This is a genomic window from Terrabacter koreensis (genome assembly GCF_054783315.1).
This window is the reverse complement of the sequence record NZ_BAAGQU010000004.1, coordinates 1,459,361-1,483,999: the sequence shown is the minus strand read 5'-3', so window position 1 is coordinate 1,483,999 and position 24,639 is coordinate 1,459,361. Positions and strand designations below refer to the sequence as shown.

The following is a 24,639-nucleotide window of genomic DNA, read 5'->3' as shown; positions in this document are numbered from 1 at the left end:
ACCGCGGCTGGGCGCGACCCGCGCCGCTGAGCGGAAAGAGGGCACACGGCATACCTCGTCGGCTCGCACCGCGATTGGATAAGTATGCGCGCGTATGCATATACTTACATCCATGTCCAAGGTCCTCACCTCGCTCCCCGTCGGCGAACGCGTCGGCATCGCCTTCTCCGGCGGCCTCGACACCTCCGTGGCTGTTGCCTGGATGCGCGAGAAGGGCGCGGTGCCGTGCACCTACACCGCCGACCTGGGCCAGTACGACGAGCCCGACATCGACTCGGTCCCCGGCCGCGCCGGCCAGTACGGCGCCGAGATCAGCCGCCTCGTCGACTGCAAGACCGCGCTCGTCGAGGAGGGCCTGTCGGCCATCGCGTGCGGCGCCTTCCACATCCGCAGCGGCGGCAAGACGTACTTCAACACCACTCCCCTGGGCCGTGTCGTCACCGGCACCCTGCTCGTGCGTGCCATGCAGGAGGACGGCGTCTCGATCTGGGGCGACGGCTCGACCTTCAAGGGCAACGACATCGAGCGGTTCTACCGCTACGGCCTCATGGCCAACCCCAGCCTGCGCATCTACAAGCCGTGGCTCGACGCCGACTTCGTCACCGAGCTCGGCGGCCGGCACGAGATGTCCGAGTGGCTCACCGCGCGTGACCTGCCCTACCGCGCGTCCGCCGAGAAGGCGTACTCCACCGACGCGAACATCTGGGGTGCGACCCACGAGGCCAAGACGCTCGAGTTCCTCAACGAGTCCATGGAGGTCGTCGAGCCGATCATGGGCGTGAGGTTCTGGGACCCCTCCGTCGCCATCGAGACCGAGGACGTCACGGTGCGCTGGGAGCGGGGGCGCCCCGTGGCGATCAACGGCAAGACCTTCGCCGACGCGGTCGCCCTCGTCGACGAGGCGAACCGCATCGGTGGCCGCCACGGCCTCGGCATGAGCGACCAGATCGAGAACCGCATCATCGAGGCCAAGTCGCGCGGCATCTACGAGGCCCCGGCCATGGCCCTGCTCCACCTCACCTACGAACGGCTCCTCAACGCGATCCACAACGAGGACACGATCGCGAACTACCACGCCGAGGGCCGCAAGCTGGGCCGCCTCCTCTACGAGGGGCGCTGGCTCGACCCGCAGTCGCTCATGGTGCGCGAGTCGCTCCAGCGCTGGGTCGCGTCGGCGGTCACGGGCGAGGTGACGCTGCGCCTGCGCCGGGGAGACGACTGGTCGGTCGTCAACACCACCGGGCCGGCGTTCAGCTACCACCCCGAGAAGCTCTCGATGGAGCGCACCGAGGACGCCGCGTTCGGCCCGGTCGACCGCATCGGCCAGCTGACGATGCGCAACCTCGACATCGCCGACTCGCGCGCCAAGCTCGAGCTGTATGCCGCCCAGGGCCTCCTCGGCGCAGACGCCCACGAGCTCGTGGGCGAGCTCGCCCCCGGTGGCGCGGCCGCGATCTCGGCCAACCCGGCGGCTGCGCACGTCGACGAGCAGGACGACGCGCTGGACCGCGCGGCCATGGAGTTCGGCACCGACTGACGCCTCTAGGGTGGTCCGTCATGGACCACGCCACCGAGCTCACCGACAGCACGCGCGTCGCCGAGCAGTACGCGACCACCGCCAACCTGCTCACCCGACGCGGCGTCTGGGGCCCGGGCCCCGAGGGCGTCTCGCCCGTCGACGTGCTGCGCACGCTCGTCGTGGCCGGACGGCACGCCCGGATCATCGAGATCGGTTGCGGCGCGGGCCAGTTCGCCCGCTCCGTGCTCGACGAGTCACCCCACACCGACTACGTAGCCACCGACCTCTCGCCTGCGATGGTCGAGGCATCCCGTTCCTTGGGGCTGACCGCGCACCTGGCGTCGGCCGATGCGCTGCCCTTCGCCGACGCCACGTTCGACGGCGCCGTCGCAGCCTGGATGCTCTACCACGTGCCGGACCTCGACCGGACCCTGGCCGAGGTCCGCCGGGTCCTGCGCGACGGCGGCACGCTCTACGTCGCGACGAACGGCTCGGAGCACCTGGGCGACCTGCTGCGCGAGGCCGGTGGCGAGCCGCTCGTCACGCAGTTCACCGCGGAGGTCGCGGCCGACGTGCTCGGGCGGCACTTCTCCACCGTCAGCCGGCGCGACATCGAGACCCGCGCGACCTTCGCCGACCACGCCTCCGCACAGGCCTACCTCGCGAGCTTCGCCCCGCACCTCGCCGACGCGCTGCCGCCCTTCGAGGGTCCGCGCACCTACTCCGGCCGCACCGCCGTCCTGACCGCCCGCTGACCCTGCAGAGGCACCCGCTTTGTGAACGGCATACAAACTCGGGGCGGCGTGCAGCCTAGGCTGACGGCGTGACCCGACCCCAGCACCCGAGCGAGGAGACCTCGCGCGCCGTCGAGCGCAGCTCCGGCGAGCTCGCGACGCTGGCCTCACGCCGCATGGAGGAGAACCTCGCGTGGTACCGCCGGCTCTCCGCCGAGGAGCGCTCGCAGGTCGGGCTCGTCGCCCAGGCCGGCATCTCGCAGTTCATCGCGTGGTTCCACCAGGAGGAGGAGCACTCCCCGTCGGCCATCTCGATCTTCGCCAACGCGCCGCAGGAGCTGACCCGCTCGGTGAGCCTGAGGCAGACCCTCGACCTCGTGCGCACCGTCGTCGACGTCGTCGAGTCGAGGGTGGAGAGCCTCGCCGGGCCGGGTGACGAGCAGCTGCTGCGCGAGTCGGTGCTGCGTTTCTCGCGCGAGATCGCCTTCGCGGCCGCCGAGGTCTACGCCGGCGCGGCCGAGGCTCGGGGCGCGTGGGACGCCCGACTCGAGGCACTCGTCGTCGACGCCGTGCTGCGTGGCGAGGCGGACGACTCGATGCAGTCGAGGGCGAGCGCGCTCGGCTGGGGCGACGTCGCCGACGTCACGTTCGTCGTGGGGAGCACCCCGTCGACGGCCACTGGCGCAGTGCCCGCCGTCGACGACCTGCGCCGGTCGGTGCGCCAGCACGGCGTGGAGGCCCTCGCCATCGTGCAGCGCTCCCGGCTCATCGCGATCCTGGGCGGCACGCGCGAGGCCTCGCGCGTCGTGGAGCAGGTCGTCGACTGCTTCGGCCCCGGTCCGATCGTGCTCGGCCCCACGGTGCCGCACCTCTTCGCGGCAGGCCGCTCGGCCCGAGCGGCCCTGAGCGGGCTGTCGGCGGCCGCCGCCTGGCCCGACGCCCCGCGCATCCTCGACGCCGACGCGCTGCTGCCGGAGCGAGCCCTCGCCGGCGACCCACCGGCGCGGCGCGTGCTCGTCGACCGCATCCACCGGCCGCTCGGTGCCAAGGGCCACGCCCCGCTGCTGCAGACGGCAACGGCCTACCTCGAGACGGGCGGCTCGCTCGAGGCGACCGCTCGCGCGCTGTTCGTCCACCCCAACACGGTGCGCTACCGCCTCGGTCGCATCTCCGACGTCATCGGCTACGACCTCACCACTCCACGCGAGGCGTGGGCGGTGCGCATAGCCCTCGCGCTGGGGCGCCTGTCGGGCGCGCCGCCGGTGACGCCCCTCGCGAGCACCCCCTCGCGTATGCCGTCCGTCACAGCCGACTTGGAGGAATCCTCCAAACTATCTCCATCGACTTCGTGACATTCGGTGGCGAGGTCCTCACCGGTAACCGGGAAAGGTTGGACACGTGCTAGCGATCGTCTGCCCAGGACAGGGCTCCCAGACCCCCGGCTTCCTCACCCCGTGGCTCGAGCTCGACGGCGTGCGCGACCGGCTCACCGCGCTCGGTCGGGCCGCTGGCCTCGACCTCGTCGCCCACGGCACCGAGTCCGATGCCGACACGATCAAGGACACCGCGGTCGCGCAGCCGCTCATCGTGGCGGCCGGCCTGGTGACGGCGGGCGCCCTCTTCCCGTCGCGTGACGACCTGACGTCCACCGGCGCCGTCCTCGCCGGTCACTCGGTGGGCGAGCTCACCGCCACCGCCCTCGCCGGTGTCGTCACCGACGAGCAGGCGCTCTCGCTCGTCGCCACGCGCGGCCGCGCCATGGCCGAGGCCGGCGCCGTCACGCCCACCGGAATGGCGGCCGTCCTCGGCGGCGACCCCGACGAGGTGCTCGCCACGCTCGAGACGCACGGCCTGACGCCCGCGAACATCAACGGCGCCGGTCAGGTGGTCGCCGCAGGCACGCTCGAGCAGATCGAGGCGCTGCGCGGCGCCCCGCCCGCCAAGGCCCGCGTCATCCCGCTCCAGGTCGCGGGAGCCTTCCACACCCACCACATGGCACCGGCCGTCGAGGCCCTCGCCGGGGCCGCGGCAGACATCACCCCGTCGGCTCCCGCGCTGCGCCTGCTGTCCAACGCCGACGGGGCCACGGTCGCCGACGGCCCCGACACCGTCGACCGCCTCGTCCGCCAGGTGAGCAACCCGGTGCGCTGGGATCGCTGCATGGAGACGATGCTCGCGCTCGGCGTCACCGGCCTGCTCGAGCTCGCCCCGGCCGGCACCCTCGTCGGGCTCGCCAAGCGGGCGATGCCCGGCGTCGAGACCCTCGCCGTCAAGACCCCTGACGACCTCGAGGCCGCACGCGCCCTCGTCGAGGCCCACCGCTCATGACCGCGCCCACCACGGCCACCCGCCGCTGCCGCACCACTGGCGCAGCGACCCCCATGAGGGGCAGGCTCGTGGTGTCGGACCGCACCGGCGGCGACCCCGTCGGCCGCGGCACCGGGCGGCGCCACCTCCCGACCCACTGAACCCTCACTCCCGAGAAGGCCTCACGTGACCTCCCCCAGCACCGCTCCCCAACCCAAGGGCACCGGCACCCTCGTCGACAACGGCGCCCCACGCCATTCGCGGATCATGGGAGTCGGGGCCTACCGCCCGGCCCGTGTCGTCATGAACTCCGAGATCGTCGACAAGATCGACTCGAGCGACGAGTGGATCCGCGAGCGCTCCGGCATCATCAGCCGCCACTTCGCGGCGCCCGACGAGAGCGTCATCGACATGTCCGAGCACGCGGCGCGGCAGGCTCTCGAGCACGCCGGCGTCTCCCCCGAGCAGATCGGCTTCGTGCTCGTCGCGACCGTGACGCACCCCTACCAGACCCCCGCCGCCGCGCCCGAGCTCGCGTCGCGACTCGGCTCCACCGCCCCCGCGCTCGACATCTCGGCGGCCTGCGCCGGCTACTGCTACGGCGTCGCGATGGCGAGCGACATGGTCAAGGGCGGCTCCGCCGACTACGTGCTCGTCGTCGGTGTCGAGAAGCTGAGCGACTTCACCGACCCCTACGACCGCGGCAGCGCCTTCATCTTCGGCGACGGCGCCGGCGCCTGTGTCGTCGGCCCCAGCGACACCCCCGGCATCGGCCCGACCGTCTGGGGCTCCGACGGCACGCAGCGCGACGCGATCACGCAGAAGCAGGCGTGGACCGACGTGCGCGAGTCCTGGCAGGCCGCCCAGGCCGACAAGAACGTCTGGCCCGCCATCGGCATGGCCGGGCAGACGGTCTTCCGCTGGGCCGTCTGGGGCATGGCCCCGGTCGCGCAGCAGGCCATCGACAAGGCCGGCATCAAGGCCGACGACCTCGACGCCTTCATCCCGCACCAGGCGAACATCCGCATCATCGACGCGATGGTCAAGCAGCTCAAGCTGCCGGCCGACATCCCCGTGGCCCGCGACATCGTCACGACCGCCAACACGTCGGCCGCCTCCATCCCGATCGCCACGACGCGCATGCTCGCCGAGAAGGAGATCCCGAGCGGCGGCCTCGCGCTGCAGATCGGCTTCGGTGCCGGGCTCGTCTACGCCGCCCAGGTCGTCGTGCTGCCCTGAGCCGACACGGGCATCCACCCACTCCCGCAGGTCCCGACGGGTCATTCGGGCCACGCACGACATCCGTCACGGATGACAGACGAAGGCACCACCGACAACCAACCAAGGAGCAGACAGATGGCTCAGTCCGAGCAGGAGATCCTCGAGGGTCTTGCAGAGATCGTCAACGAGGAGACCGGCCTCGACACCGCGTCCGTCGAGATGGACAAGTCCTTCACCGAGGACCTCGACATCGACTCCCTCTCGATGATGACGATCGTCGTCAACGCCGAGGAGAAGTTCGGCGTCCGCATCCCCGACAGCGAGGTCAAGAACCTCAAGACCGTCCGCGACGCCGTCACCTACATCAACGGCGCGCAGTCCTGATCATCTGATCAGACGGCTTCCGTATGCCGTCCGGCGTCGCGGGCAGCGCCCCGCCGGCCGGCATACGGAAGCCAACCCCAGCACCACCCCTCAGCCAGCACGTAGCACGACCCCCCGACTCAGAGGAGCACGTCACCATGACGTCCAATCGCGACCGACGCGTCGTGGTCACCGGACTCGGCGCCACCACGCCCCTGGGCGGCACTGCCGCAGAGACCTGGGAGGCCCTGCTCGCCGGCCGCTCCGGCGCCCGCCCGATGGACTTCGACTGGGTCTCCAAGTACGAGCTCCCGGTCACGTTCGCGGCGACCATCGCCACGAAGCCCGAGGAGGTGCTCGCCAAGGTCGAGACCCGGCGCCTCGACCCGTCGAGCCAGTACGCCCTCATCGCCGCGCGCGAGGCGTGGGCCGACGCCGGCAAGCCGGAGGTCGACCCCGAGCGCCTGGGCGCCGCGATCGGCTCCGGCATCGGCGGCGTGTGGACCCTCCTCGACCAGTGGGACAACCTGCGCGAGAAGGGCCCCCGCCGCGTCTACCCGCTCGCGGTGCCGATGCTCATGCCCAACGGCCCGGCCGCTGCCGTCTCGCTCGACCTCGGCGCCCGCGCCGGCGCCCACACCACGGTGAGCGCGTGTGCCTCCGGCGCCGAGAGCATGGGCTACGCCATCGACATGATCCGCACCGGCCGCGCCGACGTCGTCGTCGCGGGTGGCACCGAGGCTGCCGTGCACGCCCTGCCGATCGCGGGGTTCGCTGCGATGCAGGCCCTGTCGACGCGCAACGACGAGCCTGAGAAGGCCTCGCGGCCCTACGACACCGGCCGCGACGGCTTCGTGCTCGGTGAGGGCGCCGCCGTCATCGTGCTCGAGTCCGAGGAGCACGCCCGCGCCCGCGGAGCCCGCATCTACGCCGAGCTCGCCAGCGTCGGCATGTCGGCCGACGCCCACCACATCACGGCCCCGGAGCCCAACGGGTCAGGCGCCGCCCGGGCGATGACGTACGCCGTCGAGAGGGCCGACCTGTCGCTCTCCGACATCATCCACATCAACGCGCACGCCACCTCGACGCCCGTCGGTGACGTCGCCGAGTACAACGCGATCAAGCGGGCCTTCGGCGACCACACCGAGAACCTCTCGGTGACGGCGACGAAGTCGATGACCGGCCACCTGCTCGGTGCCGCAGGCGCGCTCGAGGCCGTCATCACGATCCAGTCGATCTACAACCGGCTCGTGCCGGCCACGATCAACCTCGACGAGCAGGACCCCGAGATCCCCCTCAACGTCGTCACGGGCGAGGCCCAGAAGCTGCCCGACGGCGACATCGCGGCCCTGAACAACTCGTTCGGCTTCGGCGGCCACAACGTCGCCCTCGCGATCCGCAGCATCTGACGAGCCCGGTGGGAAAGTGCCCACTCGACCCTCCGGTCGAGTGGGCACTTGCTCGTCTCCGCGTTGCCGACACCGCGCACGACGGAGGAGCCGGTGCAAGGTTCGACCCGGGCTCGGAGGTCGAAGGGTGGCTCTGCCGTATGCCGGGTGGTGCGGGCCGCTGGGACCGCGCCACCCGGCATACGGGCTCAGGCCGTGCGGGCCCGGTGCGCTTCGGGGCGCACGTTGCCCGGCAGCTCCGTCGTGGGGCGCCCCTTGGCGAGCAGCTGCCCGCCCCAGACGCCCCACTCGAGCCGCTCGCGCCCGACAGCCAGGCACGCCTCCGCGAGCGGGCACCCGCCGCAGACCGCCTGCGCCGCCGCGACGTCGGCCTCGGTCGCCGGCCAGAACAGCTCAGGATCGGCGGAGGCGCAGTGCGGCACGGCGTCGCCGGGCTCGAACGGGTGCTCGGTCGCAGCGCGGAAGATCCACGGCTCGAGGCCGTTCGCGGCCGCAGCTGTCGGTCGGAGCCCGACCTGACCGAGGGACTGGGTGCGAATGGTGCGGTGCCTGGTCATCGGGGGCTCCTTCCGGGGCTACGTGACGGGAACGGGATCTCGGGCGGTGAAGGTGGTGGCCTCGCGGGCGAAGTGCAGCTGCACCCTCGTCGGGACGTACGGGTCCCAGCGCAGCGGCATACCGGCCTCCTCGGGTGTGCGGTCGCCCTTGCGGGCGTTGCACGACTCGCAGGCGGCGACGGCGTTGGCCCACGAGGTCGCGCCACCGCGCGACCGCGGTCGGACGTGGTCCATCGTGGTGGCGGTGAACCGGCCGCAGTAGGCGCACTGCCCGCGGTCGCGGAGCAGCACTCCCTCGCGCGAGTAGGTCGCCCGGGTGCGCGAGTAGAGCCACTTCTGCTCGACGTAGCGCACGAGCCGGACGACGAGGGGCACCTGGTAGGGGCCGAAGCGCGCCGTCTGATGGACCTCCACCGGCGTCGCGACGCCGCGCCAGATCATGCCGACGGCGTGCCGCACCGAGACGCGGTGCAGGAGCGTCTCGTCGGCGTTCCACACCTCGACCTGCGTCATGACCGACCACTCCTCTCTCGTCTCGTCGGGACGGGTTCGCATGGGATGCAACGAAAAGAGCCGCCGACCGGGGTCATCCCGGTGGGCGGCTCGGTCGGCAGGAGCACCTCAGGCTCGATGCACGTCGGCGAGGTCGCAGTGGGGATGCCGTCGGACGGCCCGCGGGTGCCGGTTGCGGCACTCACCCGGGAACGGGTAGGTCGCATCGGCGAGGCGCAGGCTGCGCTTCGCGTCGGTGCTGGTTCCCGTTGCCATCTCGGTGTCTCCGTGGTTCGTCGTGATCGGTGGTCGTGGGTCTCGCGCAGCGACGGGTGCGCGGCCGGGTTGATGATGACAGGCGGACCTCGTCGGTGACCACCGGTTTTCGGTGAAGCGGTCGTGGCGGCCTCGACCCGCGTACCGGCACCCGGGACGCGACGAGGGCCCGGGAGCACGAACCGCCCGGGCCCTCGCCACCTCCGGAGCCGCGCTGGAGGACACGGCTCAGTGGGTGCCGGCCAACTCAGCCGACCTTGTGCAGCCACCGGACGGGCGCGCCGTCGCCCGCGTAGCGGAAGGGCTCGAGCTCCTCGTCCCACGGGATGCCGAGGAGCAGGTCGATCTCGTCCTGGAGCTCCTCCACGTCCCCGCACGCCCGCAGCACGGCCTCACGCAGGCGCTCCTCCGACACCACGGCGTCGCCCGAGGCAGAGGTCATGGCGTGGTGGATGCCGAGCCGCGGCGTGTAGGACCAGCGGGCGCCGTCGCACCCTTGCGACGGGTCCTCGGTCACCTCGTAGCGCAGCCCGTCCCAGCCGCGGAGGGCGCTGGCCAGCTCGGCGCCGGTGCCGGGGGCGCCGGTCCACGAGAGCTCGGTGCGCACGAGCCGGGGCGCGGCCGGCTGCGGGATCCAGTCGAGCGTCACCCGCTGGTCGAGGACGGCTTCGATCGCCCAGGTGATGTGCGGGCACAGCGCGGCAGGGGCTCCGTGCACGAACAGAACCCCACGTGTCGTGGTGCGCGGCATCGCGACAGGCATCCGATCCTCCTGAAGTTGCAGGGACGTCTTCCCCAACGCCTGCTACTTCGAGCCCGAATGGTCTCTCGTGGTGCCGAACGAGCGTGCTCTCTCGAGCACTCGCCCATTGTGCACCATGGGGCACACGTGCACCAGCAGTTGCGCTGACCGAAATGTCCGGTCAGGAGGCTCGTGGCACCCCGGGGAAGAGGTAGACCTCATCGCCCCTGATCTCCACCCGGTGGGTGCGCACCGGCTTGGTCGCGGGCAGGCACATCGGCTGCCCGTCGGCGAGGCAGAACCGGGTCGCGTGGAGCGGGCACTCGACCTCGCCGGCCTCGATCCACCCGTCGGCGAGCGAGGCGTCCTCGTGCGAGCACGTGTCGTCGAGCGCGTAGTAGGTGCCGTCGTCGTCGCGGAAGAGCGAGATCGGCTCGTCCGTCGCCGTGACGTCGGTGTCGAGCACGAGGGCCTCGCCGGGTTCGACGTCGTCGACCGCAGCCACGCGGATGCCGTCACTCATGCGTTTCGTCCTGGGAGCTCGGGTTCAGGGGTCGTGCGCGAGCCTAGAGGGTGTCGCCTCGACGCCGGCCGGCGGTGCCGCCGAAGGCCGGCCGCGTGGTGGTTCGCGCCATGGTTAGACTCCGTGCGACCCGATCGGGCCGTGGCCGGCCCGCCCAGGTCGCGGGGCAGTAGCTCAGCCGGTCAGAGCAGCGGACTCATAATCCGTCGGTCCAGGGTTCAAGCCCCTGCTGCCCCACAGACGCGACCGCGAACGGACAGCGAGCCGAGAACGAGTCGTCGAGCCCCGGACGGCGATGAGGTGGGTTCCGCCGACTCCCCCGGCAGAACCCACCTCGTCTCCACCCCACCGGTCCCCCGACCGGCCTTGCACCCGACGCAGCCCCCACGCGTCGGTTTCCCCTCCGAACACCACAGTGCCTGCAGGACTGCAAGTTCCATGACATTTTGGACGCGACGTTTGCGCAAGATTGGAGCAAGCGCCCGCGTGTCGATCGCCAGGAGCCCGGACATTGTCGTCACCAGTCACACCCGTCACAGACGGCAGCCGCAATTCTGCTGGAACCGCCCGTCGACGGGGCGGCCCACCTATGGTTGAAGGACCGGTCGTTCGGACGGGGGGTCGTCCGCGTGAGCTTCCGGTTGCGGGGGCCCGGTACGCCGGGAGATGGTCGAGACAGACAACAGATTTGCCTCCAGGGGGTGGCCCAGTGGTGCGTGACGTCGACGGGAGCAGGGGTCCGTTCGTCCTGAACATCAGGATGAGCCGGCGACTCGTGCCCTTTGCCACCATGCTCGTGCTCTTCGCCCTGCTGCCCTTCCTCGGTGGCAGCACGCCCCAGTCGCCTCGCGCCGCCGTGCTGCTGGCCGCTGGAGAGCCCGCCGTGCAGAACGCCGTCGGGGTGGTCGAGGAGGCCCGCGACCAGGTTGCCGAGCTGGCGTCCACCGGCACGCCCGCGGTCGGCGTTGCCCCGGTCGACTCCGCCTTCGCCAGCGCCGTGGGCGGTGGGCTCTTCATGTTCCCGGCGATCAGCCTGGCTCCGGCCACGGCCGAGGCCATCGCGGCCCCGATCGCAGGAGGCCCTCTCTTCATCCACCCCGTCCCCGGCGGCGAGACTTCCTCGTTCGGACCGCGCATGCACCCCGTGCTGGGGCGGCCGATGTTCCACACCGGCATCGACCTCGCCGCCAACTGCGGCACGCCGATCCACGCAGCGGCCGACGGCACCGTCATCTACGCGCGCGTCTCCAACTCGTGGGGTGGACGCACGATCATCGAGCACACCCCGACGCTCAAGACGGCCTACGGTCACCAGTCGAAGTTCCTCGTGACCGAGGGCCAGCACGTCACCCAGGGCCAGGTCATCGGCCTCGTCGGTACGACCGGATGGTCCACGGGCTGCCACCTGCACTTCGACGTCATCGTCAACGACCGCTACGTCGACCCGGCCCCCTACCTGGGCTTCGCTCCGTCGGCGACCTCGTCCGTGCCGTATGCCGTCGTGCCGCACCTCGTCATCGACCGCGGTGGCCGTGTCGTCAAGACCGTCGAGGACGGCGACGTGCCGATCCCCGAGGCGTCGGTCGTGCCGTCGGCCCCGGCCGCGACGATCACACCGCCGTCGTCGCCCAGCCAGACGCCGCCGCCGGCCGCGACGGGTCACCCGACGCAGACGTCCACGCCGCCGCCGACCACGACGACGCCGCCCCCGTCCACGACCACGCCGCCGCCGACCACGACGACGCCGCCCCCGTCCACGACCACGTCCCCGCCGGGCACCACGACGCCACCGGGCACCACGACGGGAACGACGACGCCACCGGGCACCACGACGGGAACGACGACGCCTCCGGGCACCACGACGCCTCCGACCGGCACGACCACCCCGCCCGCCACGACGACGCCGCCGGCCGACACCACGACGGCTCCGCCGGCCACGACCGAGCCGCCGGCCACGACGACGCCCCCTGCGACGGCCCCTGCGACGGCCCCTGCGACGACGCCTGCGGCGCCGGCTGACCCGCCGCCGGCCTCGACGACGGTGGCCGACCCGCCGCCCGCACCGGCAGCCGACCCGCCACCGCCACCGCCACCGGCCCCGGCCGCTGACCCCGCTCCGGTCGCGCCGGCTGACCCCGCTCCTGCGCCCGCGCCCGAGCCGCCGCCGGCGGTGGCCCCGTCGGCACGGATCGTGCCGGCGGACCCGGCACCGGCTCCCGCTCCCAGCGACCCGCCGCCGGCCACGACGCAGTCAGCGGCTGCGGCGCCCGAGGCCACGACAGGCCCCGTCCCCACGGATCCGCCGGCCCCGACGGCCTCCGGCGCCTGAACCACAGTGAGGAAGGCGGCTCCGAGAGCCGCCTTCCTCGCTGTGCGCGTGGGGCCGCTGTCCTCACGATTCGAGCACGCTCGGCGCGCTTGGGTGCAGCACGACCGCGGGAGCCGATAGGTTTCCGGGATGGACGACGTGAGAACCGACGCTGCGGCGACGAGCGATCGGACCCCCGACGAGCCCCGTGACCCGATGGTCGTCATCGAGGGCGTCAACAAGCACTTCGGTGACCTGCACGTGCTGCGCGACATCAACCTCACGGTCGGCAAGGGTGAGGTCGTCGTCGTGCTCGGCCCCTCCGGCTCGGGCAAGTCGACGCTGTGCCGGGCCATCAACCGCCTCGAGACCATCGAGGCCGGCACGATCTCGATCGACGGCAAGGCCCTGCCCGAGGAAGGCAAGCCGCTGGCACAGCTGCGCGCCGACGTCGGCATGGTGTTCCAGTCCTTCAACCTCTTCGCGCACAAGACGATCCGCGACAACGTGACCCTCGGGCCGATGAAGGTGCGCAAGAAGTCCAAGGCCGACGCCGACAAGCTCGCGAGCGACCTGCTCAAGCGGGTCGGGGTCGAGGCGCAGGCCGAGAAGTACCCCGCACAGCTCTCCGGCGGCCAGCAGCAGCGCGTGGCCATCGCGCGCTCGCTCGCGATGGGGCCCAAGGTCATGCTGTTCGACGAGCCCACCTCGGCCCTCGACCCCGAGATGGTCAACGAGGTGCTCGACGTCATGGTCGGCCTCGCCAAGGAGGGGATGACGATGATCGTCGTCACCCACGAGATGGGGTTCGCCCGCAAGGCGGCCGACCGGGTGGTCTTCATGGCCGACGGCCAGATCGTCGAGGTCGGAACCCCGCAGGAGTTCTTCACCAACCCCAAGAGCGATCGCGCCAAGGACTTCCTCGGCAAGATCCTCACCCACTGAACCAGCTGACGACAGGTAGCGGCGCGCAGGACTGCGCGCCGTGAGCAACCACCAGGGAGGAACCCCAATGAAGGCACGACGACTCGGAGCCGTCGCGGCGGCAGCGACGCTCGCCCTCACGCTCGCCGCGTGTGGATCCGGTCAGCCCAGCGGAGGCAGCGGAGGCACCGGCGGAGGCGGCGGCGGCGGCCTCAAGATCGGCATCAAGTTCGACCAGCCCGGCATGGGCCTCAAGAAGGGCAACGAGTACAGCGGCTTCGACGTCGAGGTCGCCAAGTACGTCGCCAAGGAGCTCGGCACGTCCGAGGACAACATCACGTGGGTCCAGGCGCCCAGCGCCCAGCGCGAGACGCTCATCCAGACCGGCCAGGTGGACTTCGTCGTCGCGACGTACTCCATCACCGATGCCCGCAAGGAGAAGGTCAGCTTCGCCGGCCCGTACTTCATCGCCGGCCAGGACCTCCTCGTCCGCGCCGACGACGCGACGATCACGGGCCCCGACGCCCTCGACGGCAAGAAGCTGTGCTCGGTCACCGGCTCGACGTCGGCCCAGAAGGTCAAGAAGCAGTACCCCGGCGTGCAGCTCCAGGAGTTCGGCACGTACTCCGAGTGCCTGCCCGCCCTGCAGACCGGTGGCGTCGACGCCCTCACCACCGACGACACGATCCTCGCCGGCTACGCCGCGCAGGAGCAGTACAAGGGCAAGTTCAAGGTCGTCGGCAAGCCGTTCTCCAAGGAGAACTACGGCATCGGCCTCAAGAAGGGCGACACCGCCCAGTGCACCAAGATCACCGACGCCATCAAGAAGATGATCAGCGACGGCTCGTGGCAGAAGGCGCTCGACGCCAACCTCGGGCCGGCCGGCTACAAGCCGGGTGCGGGCAACCCGCCCACTCCGGACGCCTGCTCCTGATCCCTCGCCGCGCGCAAGCCGCGGCGCCACCCGGCGCCGCGGCTTGCGCGGGCCAGATCCCTTGTGCCTGAAGGAGGGACATGTTCGACGTCCTCGAGAAGTACGACATCCTCGCCGCCTTCTGGATGACCATCAAGCTGACGTTCTTCTCGGCGATCGGTGCCCTCGTCATCGGCACGGTCCTCGCGATCATGCGCGTCTCGCCGGTCGCGGTGCTGCGCAGGCTGGGCGCGTTCTACGTCAACGTCGTGCGCAACACCCCGCTGACCCTCATCGTCTTCTTCTCGCTCGCGGGCGTGGGGATCGTGCTGCAGATCAACCTGGTCGACCCGAACTCGGCGACCTCGCTGCGCGACAACGCGATCCGCTGGGCGATGGTGGCTCTCGCGGTCTACCACGCGGCGTTCGTGTGCGAGGCGCTGCGCAGCGGCTTCAACACGGTGCCGCTCGGCCAGGCCGAGGCGGCCCGCTCGATCGGGCTGACCTTCGGACAGAGCCTGCGCGAGGTGATCCTGCCGCAGGCGTTCCGGGGAGCGATCGCCCCGCTCGGTTCCGTCCTCATCGCCCTCACCAAGAACACCACCGTGGCCTCGGTCATCGGAGTCGCGGAGGCATCAGCACTGATGAAGGTCATCATCGAGAACGAGACGGCGAGCGTGGCGGTGTTCCTCGTGTTCGCGCTCGGCTTCGTCATCCTGACGTTGCCCGTCGGCCTGCTCTTCACGTCCCTCTCGCGTCGCCTGGCGGTGAAGCGATGAGCGCCCAGAACGTCCTGTTCGACGCGCCGGGGCCTCGCGCCCGGCGCCGTCACGCCATCCTCACGGCGTTCGGGTTCGTGCTTCTCGCGGCCACGCTGGCCGGCGTGGTGTGGAAGCTGGGCGCTCAGGGCCAGCTGACCGGCGCGCTGTGGCAGCCCCTCGTCGACCCGGAGGTGTGGACGGCATACGTCGTCCCCGGTCTGATCAACACGCTCAAGGCGGCTGCCGTCTCGATCGTGGCAGCCATGGTCTTCGGCATCCTCTTCGGCATGGGCCGGCTCTCGCAGAACCGTGCCATCCGCTGGGTCAGCGGCATCATCGTGGAGTTCTTCCGCGCGGTCCCGGTGCTGCTGATGATGTACTTCCTTTTCCAGCTGTTCGCGTTCAACAACATCTTCGTGGCCAGCCTCAACTCGTTCATGGCGGTCGTCATCGCCCTGACCCTCTACAACGGCTCGGTCATCGCCGAGCTCGTCCGTTCGGGCGTCTACGGGTTGCCCAAGGGGCAGTCCGAGGCCGGACTGTCCATCGGGCTCACGGCGTCGCAGACGCTCCGGTCGATCCAGCTGCCCCAGGCGCTGACGGCCATGTTGCCGGCCCTGATCAGCCAGATCGTCGTCATCCTCAAGGACAGCGCGCTGGGTGCGGCCATCACCTATCCGGAGCTGCTCCAGAGCATGCGCGACATGGGCACGGCGTACGCGACGGTCATCCCCGCGTACATCCTCGCGGCCGTCGTCTTCATCGCGATCAACTTCGGTCTGACGGTTCTCGCGGGCCGGCTCGAGCGCCGCCTCAACCGACGAGGTCGTGGGCCCCGCAAGGCGGGACCGGCGACCGGCGTTGCCGGGCCCGGGACGGCGGACGCCCCCACCGACGGTCTCGGCGGTCGGGGCGTGCACACCGGCGACGCGACGAGCCAGGCACGCTGACGCACAGGGCGCCCGTACGCGTACCGTACGGGCGCCCTGTGCGCACCACCTCGCCGAGGGCCGAGAAGAAGACCGAGAAAGGGCCCCGACACCAGTGGTGTCGGGGCCCTTCTCGTGCTGTGCTCCCCCGATTGGACTCGAACCAATAACCTGCCGGTTAACAGCCGGCTGCTCTGCCAATTGAGCTACAGGGGAATGCTGCTGCGCAACCATAGCAAAGCATCAGCGGCGACAAGAAATCGGGATCGGCGGGTCGTGCAGACACCCTTCGGCAGGCGTCGCGCGGGCGTCGGCGCTCCCTCAGAGGCCCACTTCGGAGCGGAGCCGGGCCAGCCGCTCGGCAGCTTCAGCGGCCACGCGCGGGTCGCTCAGGTCGACCCCCTTGCCGGGGATGGTCTGCTCCACCAGGCCGCCGGTCGCGAGGTCCTGACGGATGACGACGCGCACGGTGCGCCGGTTCGGGGCGCGGAACTCGTCGGACAGCACGACGCTGGCCTGGAGGCGCTCTCGCAGCGTCTGCTGCACCAGTGAGGGCTCGCTGAGGCGCCACTGGACGGCCGGCGACCGGTCGGCCCACGTGACGGTCAGGAGCGAGCTCTCGCCCTGCCACGTGCCCGTCTCGGCCTCGTGCCAAGGCCGGCGCCACGCCAGCGTGCCGTCGGGTCCGACGAAGGCCAGATGGTGGGTCGTGGCGACGACGTGTCCGTCGGTCAGGTCGTCGCGAGCCCACGCCAGCACCGACTCGGCGCCCTCGAGCGGCACCGCGGCACGGACCGCGGCCGGCAGCGCAGGGCGACGACGTCGCTCGAACAGCGGCATCAGCCCATCCCCGCCTTGATCGCCGCGAGCTCGCGCTGGAGGGTCTGCAGCTCCATGCCCAGCTCGCGCGTGCGCTCGGGGGCTGGCGTCTCGGCGTGGTCGAGGCGACGCATCTCGCTCACCGCGTCGGCGATGCGTCGCGTGAGGGCGATCGTGCGGACCCGGTCGAAGAGCTCGTCGACGTAGCGCGAGGTGGGCAGGCCGGTGTTGGGGTCCATCCGGGTCGGCAGCGTGTCGACCGCGAGCTCGCTGACGAGGCCGCCCACGGGTGAAGGCGCCGCCTCGGTGACCGCCGACATCCAGGCCCGGGCGTTGGCCATGTCGCCGGCGTGGTGCGCGATGCGCACGCCGTCGAAGACGGCGCGGTGCGCCGGTGCGGAGAAGGCGTCGGGCGTCAGGAGGTCGATCGCCCCCGGCTTGAACACCGTCGGGAACTGGAGCAGCACCTGGAGCAGCTGCCGCTCGGCGAGCACCACGGGGTCGCGGCGGTCCGGGACGGGCAGGCCGGCCCCCGACTCCCCCGCAGAGGGCTCGGCCACATCGTCGCGGCCGCCCCGCTCGCCCGGCGAGCGCGGCGCGTCGTCCACCTTGAGCTTGCCGGCCCGCGCCACCTCGGAGGCCACCTGCTCGACGTCCAGGCCGAGCATGCCCGAGATCTCGCGGGTGTACTCCGGCTGCAGCGACCGGTCGCGGATCGACGCGACGATCGGAGCGACGGCTCGCACGGCCTGGATGCGGCCCTCGGCGGTGGCGAGGTCGAAGCGCTTGATCGTCGTCCGGGCCGCGAACTCGAACATCGGCACGGCGTCCTCGATGAGGGCCTGGACGGCCGGGTCGCCTCCGGACTGGCGTAGCTCGCAGGGGTCCTTGCCCGACTTCTCGACGGCGACGAAGGACTGCGAGGTCCACTTCTCGTCGTCGGCGAAGGCCCGCATCGCCGCCTTCTGACCTGCGGCGTCTCCGTCGAAGGTGAAGATCACCTTGGCCGGGGCGAGGCCCGCCTCGTCGCGCATGAGGCGGCGTAGCAGCTTGATGTGCTCGGCGCCGAAGGCCGTGCCGCACGTGGCGACGGCAGTCTCGACACCGGCGAGGTGGCAGGCCATGACGTCGGTGTAGCCCTCGACGACGACGGCCTCCCGGCCCTGCGAGATCTTCTTCTTCGCGAGGTCGAGGCCGTAGAGCACGGTCGACTTCTTGTAGATCGGCGTCTCGGAGGTGTTGAGGTACTTGGCCTCGATGCGGTCGTCGTCGAAGAGGCGACGAGCGCCGAAGCCGACGGTGTCGCCGGTGATGTCGCGGATCGGCCAGACCAGCCGGCCGCGGAACCGGTCGTAGAGGCCGCGGGCACCGCGCCCCGCGAGACCGCCGGTGACGAGCTCGTCGTCGGTGAAGCCCTTGGCCCGCAGGTGACGGACGAGGTCCTCTCCCCCGCGCGGCGCGAAGCCGATGCCGAACTGCTTCACGTGGGCGCTGTTGAAGTCGCGCGCCCTGAGGAAGTCGCGTCCCTGACGGGCCGGTCCCTGGCCGTTGAGCAGCTGGTCGGTGTAGTACTCCTCGGCGACACGGTGCGCCTCGATGAGCCTGCTGCGGCGTCCGAGGCCCTCCTCGCGGGGGCGCTGGCCGTCCTCGTAGCGCAGCTCCATGCCGAGCTTCTGCGCGAGCCGCTCGACGGCCTCGGAGAAGGTGAGGTGGTCGATCTTCTGGACGAAGGAGATGACGTCACCACCCTCCTGGCAGCCGAAGCAGTGCCAGGCGCCCACGGCGGGCCGGATGTTGAACGACGGCGTCTTCTCGTCGTGGAACGGGCAGAGGCCCTTCAGCGAGCCGGGGCCGGCGGAGCGCAGGGTCACGTGCTCGCGCACGACGTCCTCGATGGACGACCGCGCCTTGACCGCCGCGATGTCCTCGCTGTTGATCAGCCCAGCCATCTGCCTCCTGTCGCTGCCCGTGATCCTAGTTCGTCGCCCGCCCGCTCCCGGTCAGCGGCACCACTGGCCGTGGAGAGCGAGAGCCCGGACGTCGGTCAGCGAGGCCACCTGGTCGACGACGACCCGTAGCCGTTCGGCGTCGTCGACGGCGCTCTCGTGATCGGCACGGAAGGCGGCGTCGAGGCGCTCGTCGGGCCGCACGGCATACGCCTCCACGAGGTCGCGCACGACCTCCCGCTGCCCCGACATCACCGACAGGCGCTCGTCGGTGGTCATGACGAAGTGGTTGGCGATGGCCTTGAGCACGGAGCACTCGGCCCTGGTGTCGTCTGGGACGACCAGGTCGGCCTCGAACCGGCACAGCTCACCCGGTCCGTGCCGCTCCCGGGTGGCGTTCTCGACGACGGACACGAAGTGGCCGATGAGGCGGCTCGTCATGTCCTTGAGGCGAGCGAGGTCGCTGCGCGAGCCGTCGTATGCCGTGGGCACCGCCCCGGAGGCGATCAGGCGTTCCAGCGCCGCCCCGAGGGCATCGGCACCCAGGTCGGGCGCGTAGGTGCGGCCGGCGACGTCGATGACGTCTGTGAGGTCGCGCGAGTGCAGCACGCGCGGGTCGATCCAGCCGGACGCGATGGCGTCTTCGACGTCGTGCACGGAGTAGGCGACGTCGTCGGACCAGTCCATGACCTCGGCCTCGAGACACCGGTCGCGCGGTCGGGCACCGTCGCGGATCCACTGGAAGACAGGCAGGTCCGAGGGGTAGACGCCGAACTTGGTTGTCTCGTAGGGACCGTCACCTCTGGCCCAGGGGTACTTCGTCGTGGCGTCGAGGCTCGCACGGGTGAGGTTCAGGCCGGCGGGCGTCCCGTCCTGGTGGGCGCGCTTCGCCTCGAGTCGCGTCAGGATGCGCAGCGTCTGCGCGTTGCCCTCGAATCCACCGATTGCAGAGGCGATCTCGTCGAGCGCCGTCTCACCGTTGTGACCGAACGGCGGGTGGCCGAGGTCGTGCGAGAGGCAGGCCGTGTCGACGAGGTCGGCGTCGCACCCGAGCACCGCACCGAACTCGCGCCCGATCTGTGCGACCTCGAGCGAGTGGGTGAGGCGGTTGCGCACGAAGTCGTCGTGACCCGGCGCGAGCACCTGGGTCTTGGCCGCGAGCCGGCGCAGCGCGGAGGAGTGCACGACCCGCGCCCGGTCCCGGGCGAAGTCGTCGCGGTCGGCCCGCTTCTGGGCAGGGTCCTCCGCGACCCAGCGCTCCCGGTCCCGACCCTCGTAGCCCACAGCGGAACTCTATGCGGGACGCCCCCACTCGACCGGGGCGCCGCACCCGAACCGGGGCGCGAGGTCCACGGGCGTCGCGAGGGCGCATACTGAGCCATGGAGCCGCTCAGGCTTCCGACCACAGGAGCGCGCCATGGGCGACAAGTCCCCGAAGTCCCACATGTCCACGAAGGCCAGGTCGCTCAAGGAGAAGCGGGCCGACAAGCATGCCAAGGCCGCGGCGAAGGACCACATCGAGATCATCCCGCCGAAGGGCAAACGCTGACCTTCGGGGCCGGTCAGCCGAGCTCGTCGCGGATGCGGCGCACCCAGGCGGGCTCGGCGCCGTAGCGCTGTGACTTGATGAGCCGGCCGTTGGCGCAGTCGTCGACGAGCTCGGCCATCCGCTTGTCGCGGGTCGACTCCTGCTTGGCCGTGACGACCCAGTTGGTGGCGACCTTGCGGTAGGAGGGCGTCGCGGCGTCCCAGAAGGCGGAGGCGCGCGCGTCGGCCCGCAGCAGCGCCTCGTACGCCTCGGGCCACGTGCGCTCGCGGTTCTCGTAGGCGTAGACGCCGGAGCGGTCCTCGCGGCGCCTCTCGAACGCGGCCAGGCCCGCCGGGTGCATCCGCCCGGCAGCCCTCAGCTCGGCCACGGCGTTGATGTTGATGGTGCTCCAGTTGCTTCCGGGCTTGCGCGGGGTCCACCGCTGGCGCACGGCATCCTCGTCGATGCGCTGCGCGACCGAGTCGATCCAGCCGAAGCACAGCGCCTCGCGCACCGCCTCGGCCCACTGGAGGCCACGAGGCTCCACGTGCTTCTTGTTGAGACCCATCCACAGCTCGGTCGCGGTGCCGTGGTTGGCCTCGAGCCAGGCGCGGAAGTCGTCGGCGTCATCGAAGAACGTCGCCGGGCGCTCGGCGGACCCACCCTCTCGCATGCCCCGATCCTGCCAGCCACCGCCGACGCTGGGAGGATCACCGGTGTGAAAGACGTGACCGACCGCATCGTCCTCGCCGCCCGCAACAACGCCCTGTGGTGCGACGCCGTGGCCCGCTCGCACGGCGTCGTCACGACGACGGACGCCGATGCGTGGACCGCTGCCACCCGGACCCCGCCCTACTACCCCGACGCCGTGACCCTCTCCCCCACTGTCGGCGAGTACGACGTGCTCGCCCGCGTCGACGACTCCGACGGCTGCTCGGTCAAGGACTCCTGGTCGCGGCTCGACCTGTCGATGGAGGACTTCGCCCGCCTCGTCGTCGGTGAGTGGGTCTGGCTCGACCCGTCCGTGCGGCTCGCCCCCGCCGGCCCCACGTGGCGGCGCGTCGGGACGGCGAGTGACATGGCTGCCTGGGTCCGGGCCTGGGCGAGCGACCCCGAGGCGGAGGCGATCCTGCGCCCGTCGCTGCTCGAGGCGCCGGGGGTGCACGTCCTGGCCGGGCACGCGTCCGGCGACGCGGACTCCCCAGTGGTCGCCGGGGCGGTCGTCAACGTCACGGACGGCGTCGCCGGGCTCGGTAACGTCTTCACGCACGACGGCGACGACGAACGCGCCTGGGCCGCCGCAGCCGCTGCGGCGCGGACGATCACGAACGGCATACCTCTGGTCGGCTGGGAGGCCGGAGCGGGCGTCGACGCCGCCGTCGCCGCAGGCTGCGAGCGTCTCGGCCCGCTCAGCGTCTGGCTGAAGTGAGCCTCAACCGCCGCTGACCGACAGCTCGGCCTCGGCGATGGTGCGCCCGTGCTCCTCGGAGAGCTCGCGCGACTCGAGCCAGCGGTCGGGCAGCGCCACGGTGCGGGACGACCCGGCGCGTCCGCGCTGGCCCTCGGCGGCGTCGCCCGGCCACGGCGCGTCGGGGTCGAGCGTCGCCAGCAGCGCGTCGAGCGAGGCCATCGAGTCGACGAGCGCGAGCGAGTTGCGGATCGTCGAGCCGGCCGGAAACCCCTTGAGGTACCAGGCGATGTGCTTGCGGATGTCGCGGCAGGCTCGCTCCTCCTCGCCGTAGAAGTCGACGAGGTATGCCGTGTGCGTGCGCAGCGTGTCGGCCACCTGGCCCAGCGTCGGGGTGACCCGCGCCGAGGTGCCGGCGAACGCCGCCGCGAGGTCGGTGAACAGCCACGGGCGGCCGAGGCAGCCCCGACCGACGACGACGCCGTCGCACCCGGTCTCGTGCACCATGCGCAGGGCGTCGTCGGCCGACCAGATGTCGCCGTTGCCGAGCACCGGGACGGTCGTGACGGTCTCCTTGAGCAGCTTGATCGCCGTCCAGTCGGCCGTGCCGGAGTAGGCCTGGGCCGCCGTGCGGCCGTGCAGCGCCACCGCGGCCACCCCCTCCGCCTCGGCCGTGAGCCCGGCGTCGAGGAAGGTGAGGTGCTCGTCGTCGATGCCCTTGCGCATCTTGACCGTGACGGGGATGTCGCGCTTCGCGCCCTCCTCGACGACGGCACCGACGATCCGCTTGAAGAGCTCCTTCTTCCACGGCAGCGCCGAGCCGCCGCCCTTGCGGGTGACCTTGGGGACGGGGCAGCCGAAGTTGAGGTCGATGTGGTCGGCGCGGTCCTCGGTGACGAGCATGCGCGCGGCCGCCCGGGCCGTGGCCGGGTCGACGCTGTAGAGCTGGATCGAGCGGGGGTTCTCGTCGGGGTCGTGCTCGATGAGGCGCATCGACTCCGGTGTGCGCTCGACGAGCGCCCGGCTCGTGATCATCTCGCTCACGTAGAGGCTCGTGGCCCCCGAGGCACCGCGCGTCGGCGCGAGCGCCGTGCCCTCGTTGCCGTACTCGCGGCACAGGCGCCGGAAGGCCCGGTTGGTGATGCCGGCCATCGGGGCCAGGACGACGGGCGACTCGATGACGTGTCGCCCGATGCGCAGGGGCGGCAGCACCGCACCCGCCGGCTCGGTCACAGGGGTCAGCACGTCGGTCACGTGCCCGATTGTCCCCGATCAGGCCCGGTGAGCCGAATCGGCGACCTCGCGGGCGAAGCGCAGCAGGGCCGCGGCGAAGGCCTCCGGCTGGTCGAGGTTGGACAGGTGGCTCGCCCGCCGGATCGTCTCGGCACGGGCCGTCGGGCACGCCCTGAGGTAGGCCCGAACGCCCAACCGGAACTGGTCGAACTGCCCGTTGAGCAGCAGCACCGGGCAGCGCACGGCGTGCAGCATCGAGGGACGGCAGTGGTCCATGACCTCGCGCCAGGCGGCGGGCGTCGGCGCGAAGAAGTAGCCACCCGCGATGACCGGGTCGATGCGCTCGGCCGGGTAGAGCCGGTGCAGCACGCGGTCGTTGACGCGGGTCATCCGCTCCGGGCCGAGGCGGTCGGTCAGGGCCGCGACCCCGCGGTAGACGGCCGCACCAGGACCGGTCGGTGTCGCGCTCGACCCCGCCAGCACGAGGCCCGCCAGGGTGTCGGGACGGGCAGCGGCATACGCCATCGCGGCGAAGCCGCCGAGCGAGTGCCCGACGAGCACGACGGGGTCACCGTGCGCCGACGCCGACCCCACGGCCTCGCCGATGACCTCGACGCAGCGGTCCATCGTGAACGTCTCGTCGACGCGGGCGCCGTGACCCGGGAGGTCGACGAGCGTCAGGCCGACACGGCCGCGCAGCAGGGGGACCTGGGGCGCCCACTGGGTGCTCGACAGGCGCGAGCCGTGCACGAGGACCAGGTGAGCGGGCACAGGGCGAGAATGCCACGATGGCCCGGTGACCCACCTCATCAGCGCCGCCGACCTCGCCCACGAGATCGAGGACGTCGTCGTCCTCGACGTCCGCTGGGCGCTCACGACTGCGAACACGCCCGCAGGTCGTCAGGACTACGCGGCGGGCCACGTGCCGGGAGCCTTCTTCGTCGACCTCGACACCGAGCTCGCTGCCCCGGCCGGCGACGGCGGACGGCACCCGCTGCCCGACCCGGAGGTCGTGCAGGCGGTGCTGCGACGTGCGGGGATCACCGAGCGCAGCCGCGTCGTGGCCTACGACGCCAAGGACTCGTATGCCGCCGCGCGGGCCTGGTGGGTGCTGCGTTGGCTGGGCATCGGCGACGTCCGGGTGCTCGACGGGGGCTGGGCCGCCTGGCTCGCCGCCGGCCTGCCCGTCTCGACGGACGAGCCGCACGACCGCAACGGGGACGTCGTCGTGCGCCCCGGACAGCTGCCGACGCTCGACGCCTCGTCGGCTGCGGTGCTCGCGCGCGAGGGACTGCTCCTGGACGCCCGCGCGCTCGAGCGCTACGCCGGCGAGACCGAGCCGATCGACCCCGTGGCGGGCCACATCCCCGGGGCCGTCAGCAGTCCCACGACCGAATGGGTCACCGCTGACGGGACGTTCCGCCGCGACCTCGCCGAGCACTGGTCGCGGGTGACCGGCGGCGCCGCCACCGGCAGCGGCCCCGTCGGCGTCTACTGCGGCTCCGGCGTCACCGCGGCCCACGAGATGCTCGCGCTCGCCGAGCTCGGTGTCGACACCGTGCTCTACCCCGGGTCGTGGAGCGAGTGGATCCGCGACCCGTCCCGGCCCATCGCGACCGGCCGCACCCCGGGCTGACCCGCCCCGCACCCCCCAGGCCGCCGCTCGCACTCCCTGCTCGCGCAGCCCCCGGTGCGCAACACACCCGGAAACGGTCAGCCGGCGCTGG

At 71.7% G+C, this 24,639-nt stretch carries 26 protein-coding genes and 2 tRNA genes; 16 read left to right on the top strand and 12 right to left on the bottom strand.

Features of this window, described 5'->3' with window-relative positions; translation table 11 throughout:
• The first annotated feature begins 112 nt into the window (after positions 1 to 112).
• The 7 genes from argG to fabF all read left to right on the top strand — a co-directional run bounded on the left by argG (position 113) and on the right by fabF (position 7,553).
• Positions 113 to 1,537: an argininosuccinate synthase gene (argG, locus tag ACYVNR_RS09685; RefSeq protein ID WP_461047873.1), complete on the top strand. Its 1,425-nt coding sequence runs from the start codon at positions 113 to 115 to the stop codon at positions 1,535 to 1,537.
• Between the two features lie 20 nt (positions 1,538 to 1,557).
• The gene (locus ACYVNR_RS09680; RefSeq protein ID WP_461047872.1) at positions 1,558 to 2,274 is read left to right on the top strand and encodes a class I SAM-dependent methyltransferase; all 717 of its coding nucleotides are present in this window, start codon (positions 1,558 to 1,560) and stop codon (positions 2,272 to 2,274) included.
• Between the two features lie 68 nt (positions 2,275 to 2,342).
• A complete protein-coding gene (locus ACYVNR_RS09675; RefSeq protein ID WP_461047871.1) occupies positions 2,343 to 3,605 on the top strand; it encodes a PucR family transcriptional regulator in 1,263 nt (420 codons plus the stop codon).
• Between the two features lie 46 nt (positions 3,606 to 3,651).
• A complete protein-coding gene (locus ACYVNR_RS09670) occupies positions 3,652 to 4,581 on the top strand; it encodes an ACP S-malonyltransferase (protein ID WP_461047870.1) in 930 nt (309 codons plus the stop codon).
• Between the two features lie 165 nt (positions 4,582 to 4,746).
• Complete coding sequence (locus ACYVNR_RS09665) at positions 4,747 to 5,799, top strand: beta-ketoacyl-ACP synthase III (protein WP_458800052.1); 1,053 nt, start codon at positions 4,747 to 4,749, stop codon at positions 5,797 to 5,799.
• 117 nt (positions 5,800 to 5,916) lie between these two features.
• Positions 5,917 to 6,165 carry an acyl carrier protein gene (locus ACYVNR_RS09660; protein WP_045193252.1) on the top strand — a complete coding sequence of 83 codons (249 nt, stop codon included), beginning with the start codon at positions 5,917 to 5,919 and terminating at the stop codon, positions 6,163 to 6,165.
• Positions 6,166 to 6,302: 137 nt separating this feature from the next.
• Positions 6,303 to 7,553: a beta-ketoacyl-ACP synthase II gene (gene fabF, locus ACYVNR_RS09655; RefSeq protein WP_045193251.1), complete on the top strand. Its 1,251-nt coding sequence runs from the start codon at positions 6,303 to 6,305 to the stop codon at positions 7,551 to 7,553.
• A gap of 188 nt (positions 7,554 to 7,741) precedes the next feature.
• On the opposite strand, the gene ACYVNR_RS09650 is transcribed toward fabF, so the two are convergent.
• The 5 genes from ACYVNR_RS09650 to ACYVNR_RS09630 form a co-directional block, all read right to left on the bottom strand.
• Positions 7,742 to 8,110: a WhiB family transcriptional regulator gene (locus tag ACYVNR_RS09650; RefSeq protein ID WP_458800050.1), complete on the bottom strand. Its 369-nt coding sequence runs from the start codon at positions 8,108 to 8,110 to the stop codon at positions 7,742 to 7,744.
• 18 nt (positions 8,111 to 8,128) lie between these two features.
• Positions 8,129 to 8,623, bottom strand: a complete 495-nt coding sequence (locus ACYVNR_RS09645) for an HNH endonuclease (RefSeq protein ID WP_045193268.1) — start codon at positions 8,621 to 8,623, stop codon at positions 8,129 to 8,131.
• 108 nt (positions 8,624 to 8,731) lie between these two features.
• The gene (locus ACYVNR_RS09640) at positions 8,732 to 8,878 is read right to left on the bottom strand and encodes a hypothetical protein (RefSeq protein ID WP_458800048.1); all 147 of its coding nucleotides are present in this window, start codon (positions 8,876 to 8,878) and stop codon (positions 8,732 to 8,734) included.
• A gap of 247 nt (positions 8,879 to 9,125) precedes the next feature.
• Positions 9,126 to 9,641 carry a DUF3145 domain-containing protein gene (locus tag ACYVNR_RS09635; protein WP_082081174.1) on the bottom strand — a complete coding sequence of 172 codons (516 nt, stop codon included), beginning with the start codon at positions 9,639 to 9,641 and terminating at the stop codon, positions 9,126 to 9,128.
• A 160-nt stretch (positions 9,642 to 9,801) separates the two neighbouring features.
• Positions 9,802 to 10,143 carry a bifunctional 3-phenylpropionate/cinnamic acid dioxygenase ferredoxin subunit gene (locus tag ACYVNR_RS09630; protein ID WP_045193249.1) on the bottom strand — a complete coding sequence of 114 codons (342 nt, stop codon included), beginning with the start codon at positions 10,141 to 10,143 and terminating at the stop codon, positions 9,802 to 9,804.
• Between the two features lie 163 nt (positions 10,144 to 10,306).
• On the opposite strand from ACYVNR_RS09630, the gene ACYVNR_RS09625 reads away from it, so the two are divergent.
• The 6 genes from ACYVNR_RS09625 (at position 10,307) to ACYVNR_RS09600 (ending at position 15,999) form a co-directional block, all read left to right on the top strand.
• A tRNA-Ile gene (locus tag ACYVNR_RS09625) sits at positions 10,307 to 10,380 on the top strand.
• Between the two features lie 538 nt (positions 10,381 to 10,918).
• Positions 10,919 to 12,472, top strand: coding sequence for a M23 family metallopeptidase (locus tag ACYVNR_RS09620; protein WP_461047869.1), 1,554 nt, complete (start codon positions 10,919 to 10,921; stop codon positions 12,470 to 12,472).
• A 195-nt stretch (positions 12,473 to 12,667) separates the two neighbouring features.
• Complete coding sequence (locus ACYVNR_RS09615) at positions 12,668 to 13,396, top strand: amino acid ABC transporter ATP-binding protein (RefSeq protein ID WP_458803584.1); 729 nt, start codon at positions 12,668 to 12,670, stop codon at positions 13,394 to 13,396.
• Between the two features lie 67 nt (positions 13,397 to 13,463).
• A complete protein-coding gene (locus ACYVNR_RS09610) occupies positions 13,464 to 14,309 on the top strand; it encodes a glutamate ABC transporter substrate-binding protein (RefSeq protein ID WP_045193213.1) in 846 nt (281 codons plus the stop codon).
• Positions 14,310 to 14,389: 80 nt separating this feature from the next.
• The gene (locus ACYVNR_RS09605; RefSeq protein WP_045193214.1) at positions 14,390 to 15,067 is read left to right on the top strand and encodes an amino acid ABC transporter permease; all 678 of its coding nucleotides are present in this window, start codon (positions 14,390 to 14,392) and stop codon (positions 15,065 to 15,067) included.
• The gene (locus tag ACYVNR_RS09600) at positions 15,064 to 15,999 is read left to right on the top strand and encodes an amino acid ABC transporter permease (protein WP_045193215.1); all 936 of its coding nucleotides are present in this window, start codon (positions 15,064 to 15,066) and stop codon (positions 15,997 to 15,999) included. The genes ACYVNR_RS09605 and ACYVNR_RS09600 overlap by 4 nt, the downstream gene beginning before the upstream one ends.
• Positions 16,000 to 16,121: 122 nt before the next feature.
• Here the strand turns inward: ACYVNR_RS09600 and ACYVNR_RS09595 are convergent.
• The 4 genes from ACYVNR_RS09595 to ACYVNR_RS09580 form a co-directional block, all read right to left on the bottom strand.
• Positions 16,122 to 16,194 (bottom strand) — tRNA-Asn (locus ACYVNR_RS09595).
• A 105-nt stretch (positions 16,195 to 16,299) separates the two neighbouring features.
• Complete coding sequence (locus ACYVNR_RS09590) at positions 16,300 to 16,818, bottom strand: hypothetical protein (protein WP_045193217.1); 519 nt, start codon at positions 16,816 to 16,818, stop codon at positions 16,300 to 16,302.
• Positions 16,818 to 18,746: a DNA primase gene (gene dnaG / locus ACYVNR_RS09585; RefSeq protein WP_461047868.1), complete on the bottom strand. Its 1,929-nt coding sequence runs from the start codon at positions 18,744 to 18,746 to the stop codon at positions 16,818 to 16,820. The genes ACYVNR_RS09590 and dnaG overlap by 1 nt, the downstream gene beginning before the upstream one ends.
• A gap of 51 nt (positions 18,747 to 18,797) precedes the next feature.
• The gene (locus tag ACYVNR_RS09580; RefSeq protein ID WP_045193220.1) at positions 18,798 to 20,027 is read right to left on the bottom strand and encodes a deoxyguanosinetriphosphate triphosphohydrolase; all 1,230 of its coding nucleotides are present in this window, start codon (positions 20,025 to 20,027) and stop codon (positions 18,798 to 18,800) included.
• Between the two features lie 133 nt (positions 20,028 to 20,160).
• Here ACYVNR_RS09580 and ACYVNR_RS09575 point away from each other — a divergent pair, with 133 nt between their 5' ends.
• A complete protein-coding gene (locus ACYVNR_RS09575) occupies positions 20,161 to 20,292 on the top strand; it encodes a hypothetical protein (RefSeq protein WP_458803569.1) in 132 nt (43 codons plus the stop codon).
• A 13-nt stretch (positions 20,293 to 20,305) separates the two neighbouring features.
• Here ACYVNR_RS09575 and ACYVNR_RS09570 read toward each other — a convergent pair whose 3' ends face one another.
• The gene (locus ACYVNR_RS09570; RefSeq protein WP_045193222.1) at positions 20,306 to 20,944 is read right to left on the bottom strand and encodes a YdeI/OmpD-associated family protein; all 639 of its coding nucleotides are present in this window, start codon (positions 20,942 to 20,944) and stop codon (positions 20,306 to 20,308) included.
• Between the two features lie 45 nt (positions 20,945 to 20,989).
• Here ACYVNR_RS09570 and ACYVNR_RS09565 point away from each other — a divergent pair, with 45 nt between their 5' ends.
• On the top strand, positions 20,990 to 21,700 hold the full coding sequence (locus tag ACYVNR_RS09565; protein ID WP_461047867.1) for a hypothetical protein: 711 nt from the start codon (positions 20,990 to 20,992) through the stop codon (positions 21,698 to 21,700).
• A gap of 3 nt (positions 21,701 to 21,703) precedes the next feature.
• Here ACYVNR_RS09565 and dusB read toward each other — a convergent pair whose 3' ends face one another.
• Together dusB and ACYVNR_RS09555 are read right to left on the bottom strand one after the other, a co-directional pair.
• Positions 21,704 to 22,933: a tRNA dihydrouridine synthase DusB gene (dusB, locus tag ACYVNR_RS09560; RefSeq protein WP_461047866.1), complete on the bottom strand. Its 1,230-nt coding sequence runs from the start codon at positions 22,931 to 22,933 to the stop codon at positions 21,704 to 21,706.
• An 18-nt stretch (positions 22,934 to 22,951) separates the two neighbouring features.
• A complete protein-coding gene (locus ACYVNR_RS09555; RefSeq protein ID WP_461047865.1) occupies positions 22,952 to 23,683 on the bottom strand; it encodes an alpha/beta fold hydrolase in 732 nt (243 codons plus the stop codon).
• Positions 23,684 to 23,708: 25 nt separating this feature from the next.
• On the opposite strand from ACYVNR_RS09555, the gene ACYVNR_RS09550 reads away from it, so the two are divergent.
• Positions 23,709 to 24,548 (top strand): sulfurtransferase, encoded by an 840-nt coding sequence (locus ACYVNR_RS09550; RefSeq protein WP_045193225.1) that lies wholly within the window; start codon positions 23,709 to 23,711, stop codon positions 24,546 to 24,548.
• Positions 24,549 to 24,639 lie beyond the last annotated feature (91 nt).

Bases quoted from the DNA above. Each gene is read 5' to 3' on its own strand.
- ACYVNR_RS09630 (WP_045193249.1), bottom strand. From the start codon at position 10,143: ATGAGTGACGGCATCCGCGTGGCTGCGGTCGACGACGTCGAACCCGGC.
- ACYVNR_RS09640 (WP_458800048.1), bottom strand. From the start codon at position 8,878: ATGGCAACGGGAACCAGCACCGACGCGAAGCGCAGCCTGCGCCTCGCC.
- ACYVNR_RS09575 (WP_458803569.1), top strand. From the start codon at position 20,161: ATGGGCGACAAGTCCCCGAAGTCCCACATGTCCACGAAGGCCAGGTCG.
- ACYVNR_RS09600 (WP_045193215.1), top strand. From the start codon at position 15,064: ATGAGCGCCCAGAACGTCCTGTTCGACGCGCCGGGGCCTCGCGCCCGG.
- dnaG (WP_461047868.1), bottom strand. From the start codon at position 18,746: ATGGCTGGGCTGATCAACAGCGAGGACATCGCGGCGGTCAAGGCGCGG.
- ACYVNR_RS09635 (WP_082081174.1), bottom strand. From the start codon at position 9,641: ATGCCTGTCGCGATGCCGCGCACCACGACACGTGGGGTTCTGTTCGTG.
- ACYVNR_RS09660 (WP_045193252.1), top strand. From the start codon at position 5,917: ATGGCTCAGTCCGAGCAGGAGATCCTCGAGGGTCTTGCAGAGATCGTC.
- ACYVNR_RS09610 (WP_045193213.1), top strand. From the start codon at position 13,464: ATGAAGGCACGACGACTCGGAGCCGTCGCGGCGGCAGCGACGCTCGCC.
- ACYVNR_RS09650 (WP_458800050.1), bottom strand. From the start codon at position 8,110: ATGACCAGGCACCGCACCATTCGCACCCAGTCCCTCGGTCAGGTCGGG.
- ACYVNR_RS09615 (WP_458803584.1), top strand. From the start codon at position 12,668: ATGGTCGTCATCGAGGGCGTCAACAAGCACTTCGGTGACCTGCACGTG.
- ACYVNR_RS09680 (WP_461047872.1), top strand. From the start codon at position 1,558: ATGGACCACGCCACCGAGCTCACCGACAGCACGCGCGTCGCCGAGCAG.
- ACYVNR_RS09570 (WP_045193222.1), bottom strand. From the start codon at position 20,944: ATGCGAGAGGGTGGGTCCGCCGAGCGCCCGGCGACGTTCTTCGATGAC.
- argG (WP_461047873.1), top strand. From the start codon at position 113: ATGTCCAAGGTCCTCACCTCGCTCCCCGTCGGCGAACGCGTCGGCATC.
- ACYVNR_RS09590 (WP_045193217.1), bottom strand. From the start codon at position 16,818: ATGCCGCTGTTCGAGCGACGTCGTCGCCCTGCGCTGCCGGCCGCGGTC.
- ACYVNR_RS09605 (WP_045193214.1), top strand. From the start codon at position 14,390: ATGTTCGACGTCCTCGAGAAGTACGACATCCTCGCCGCCTTCTGGATG.
- fabF (WP_045193251.1), top strand. From the start codon at position 6,303: ATGACGTCCAATCGCGACCGACGCGTCGTGGTCACCGGACTCGGCGCC.
- ACYVNR_RS09645 (WP_045193268.1), bottom strand. From the start codon at position 8,623: ATGACGCAGGTCGAGGTGTGGAACGCCGACGAGACGCTCCTGCACCGC.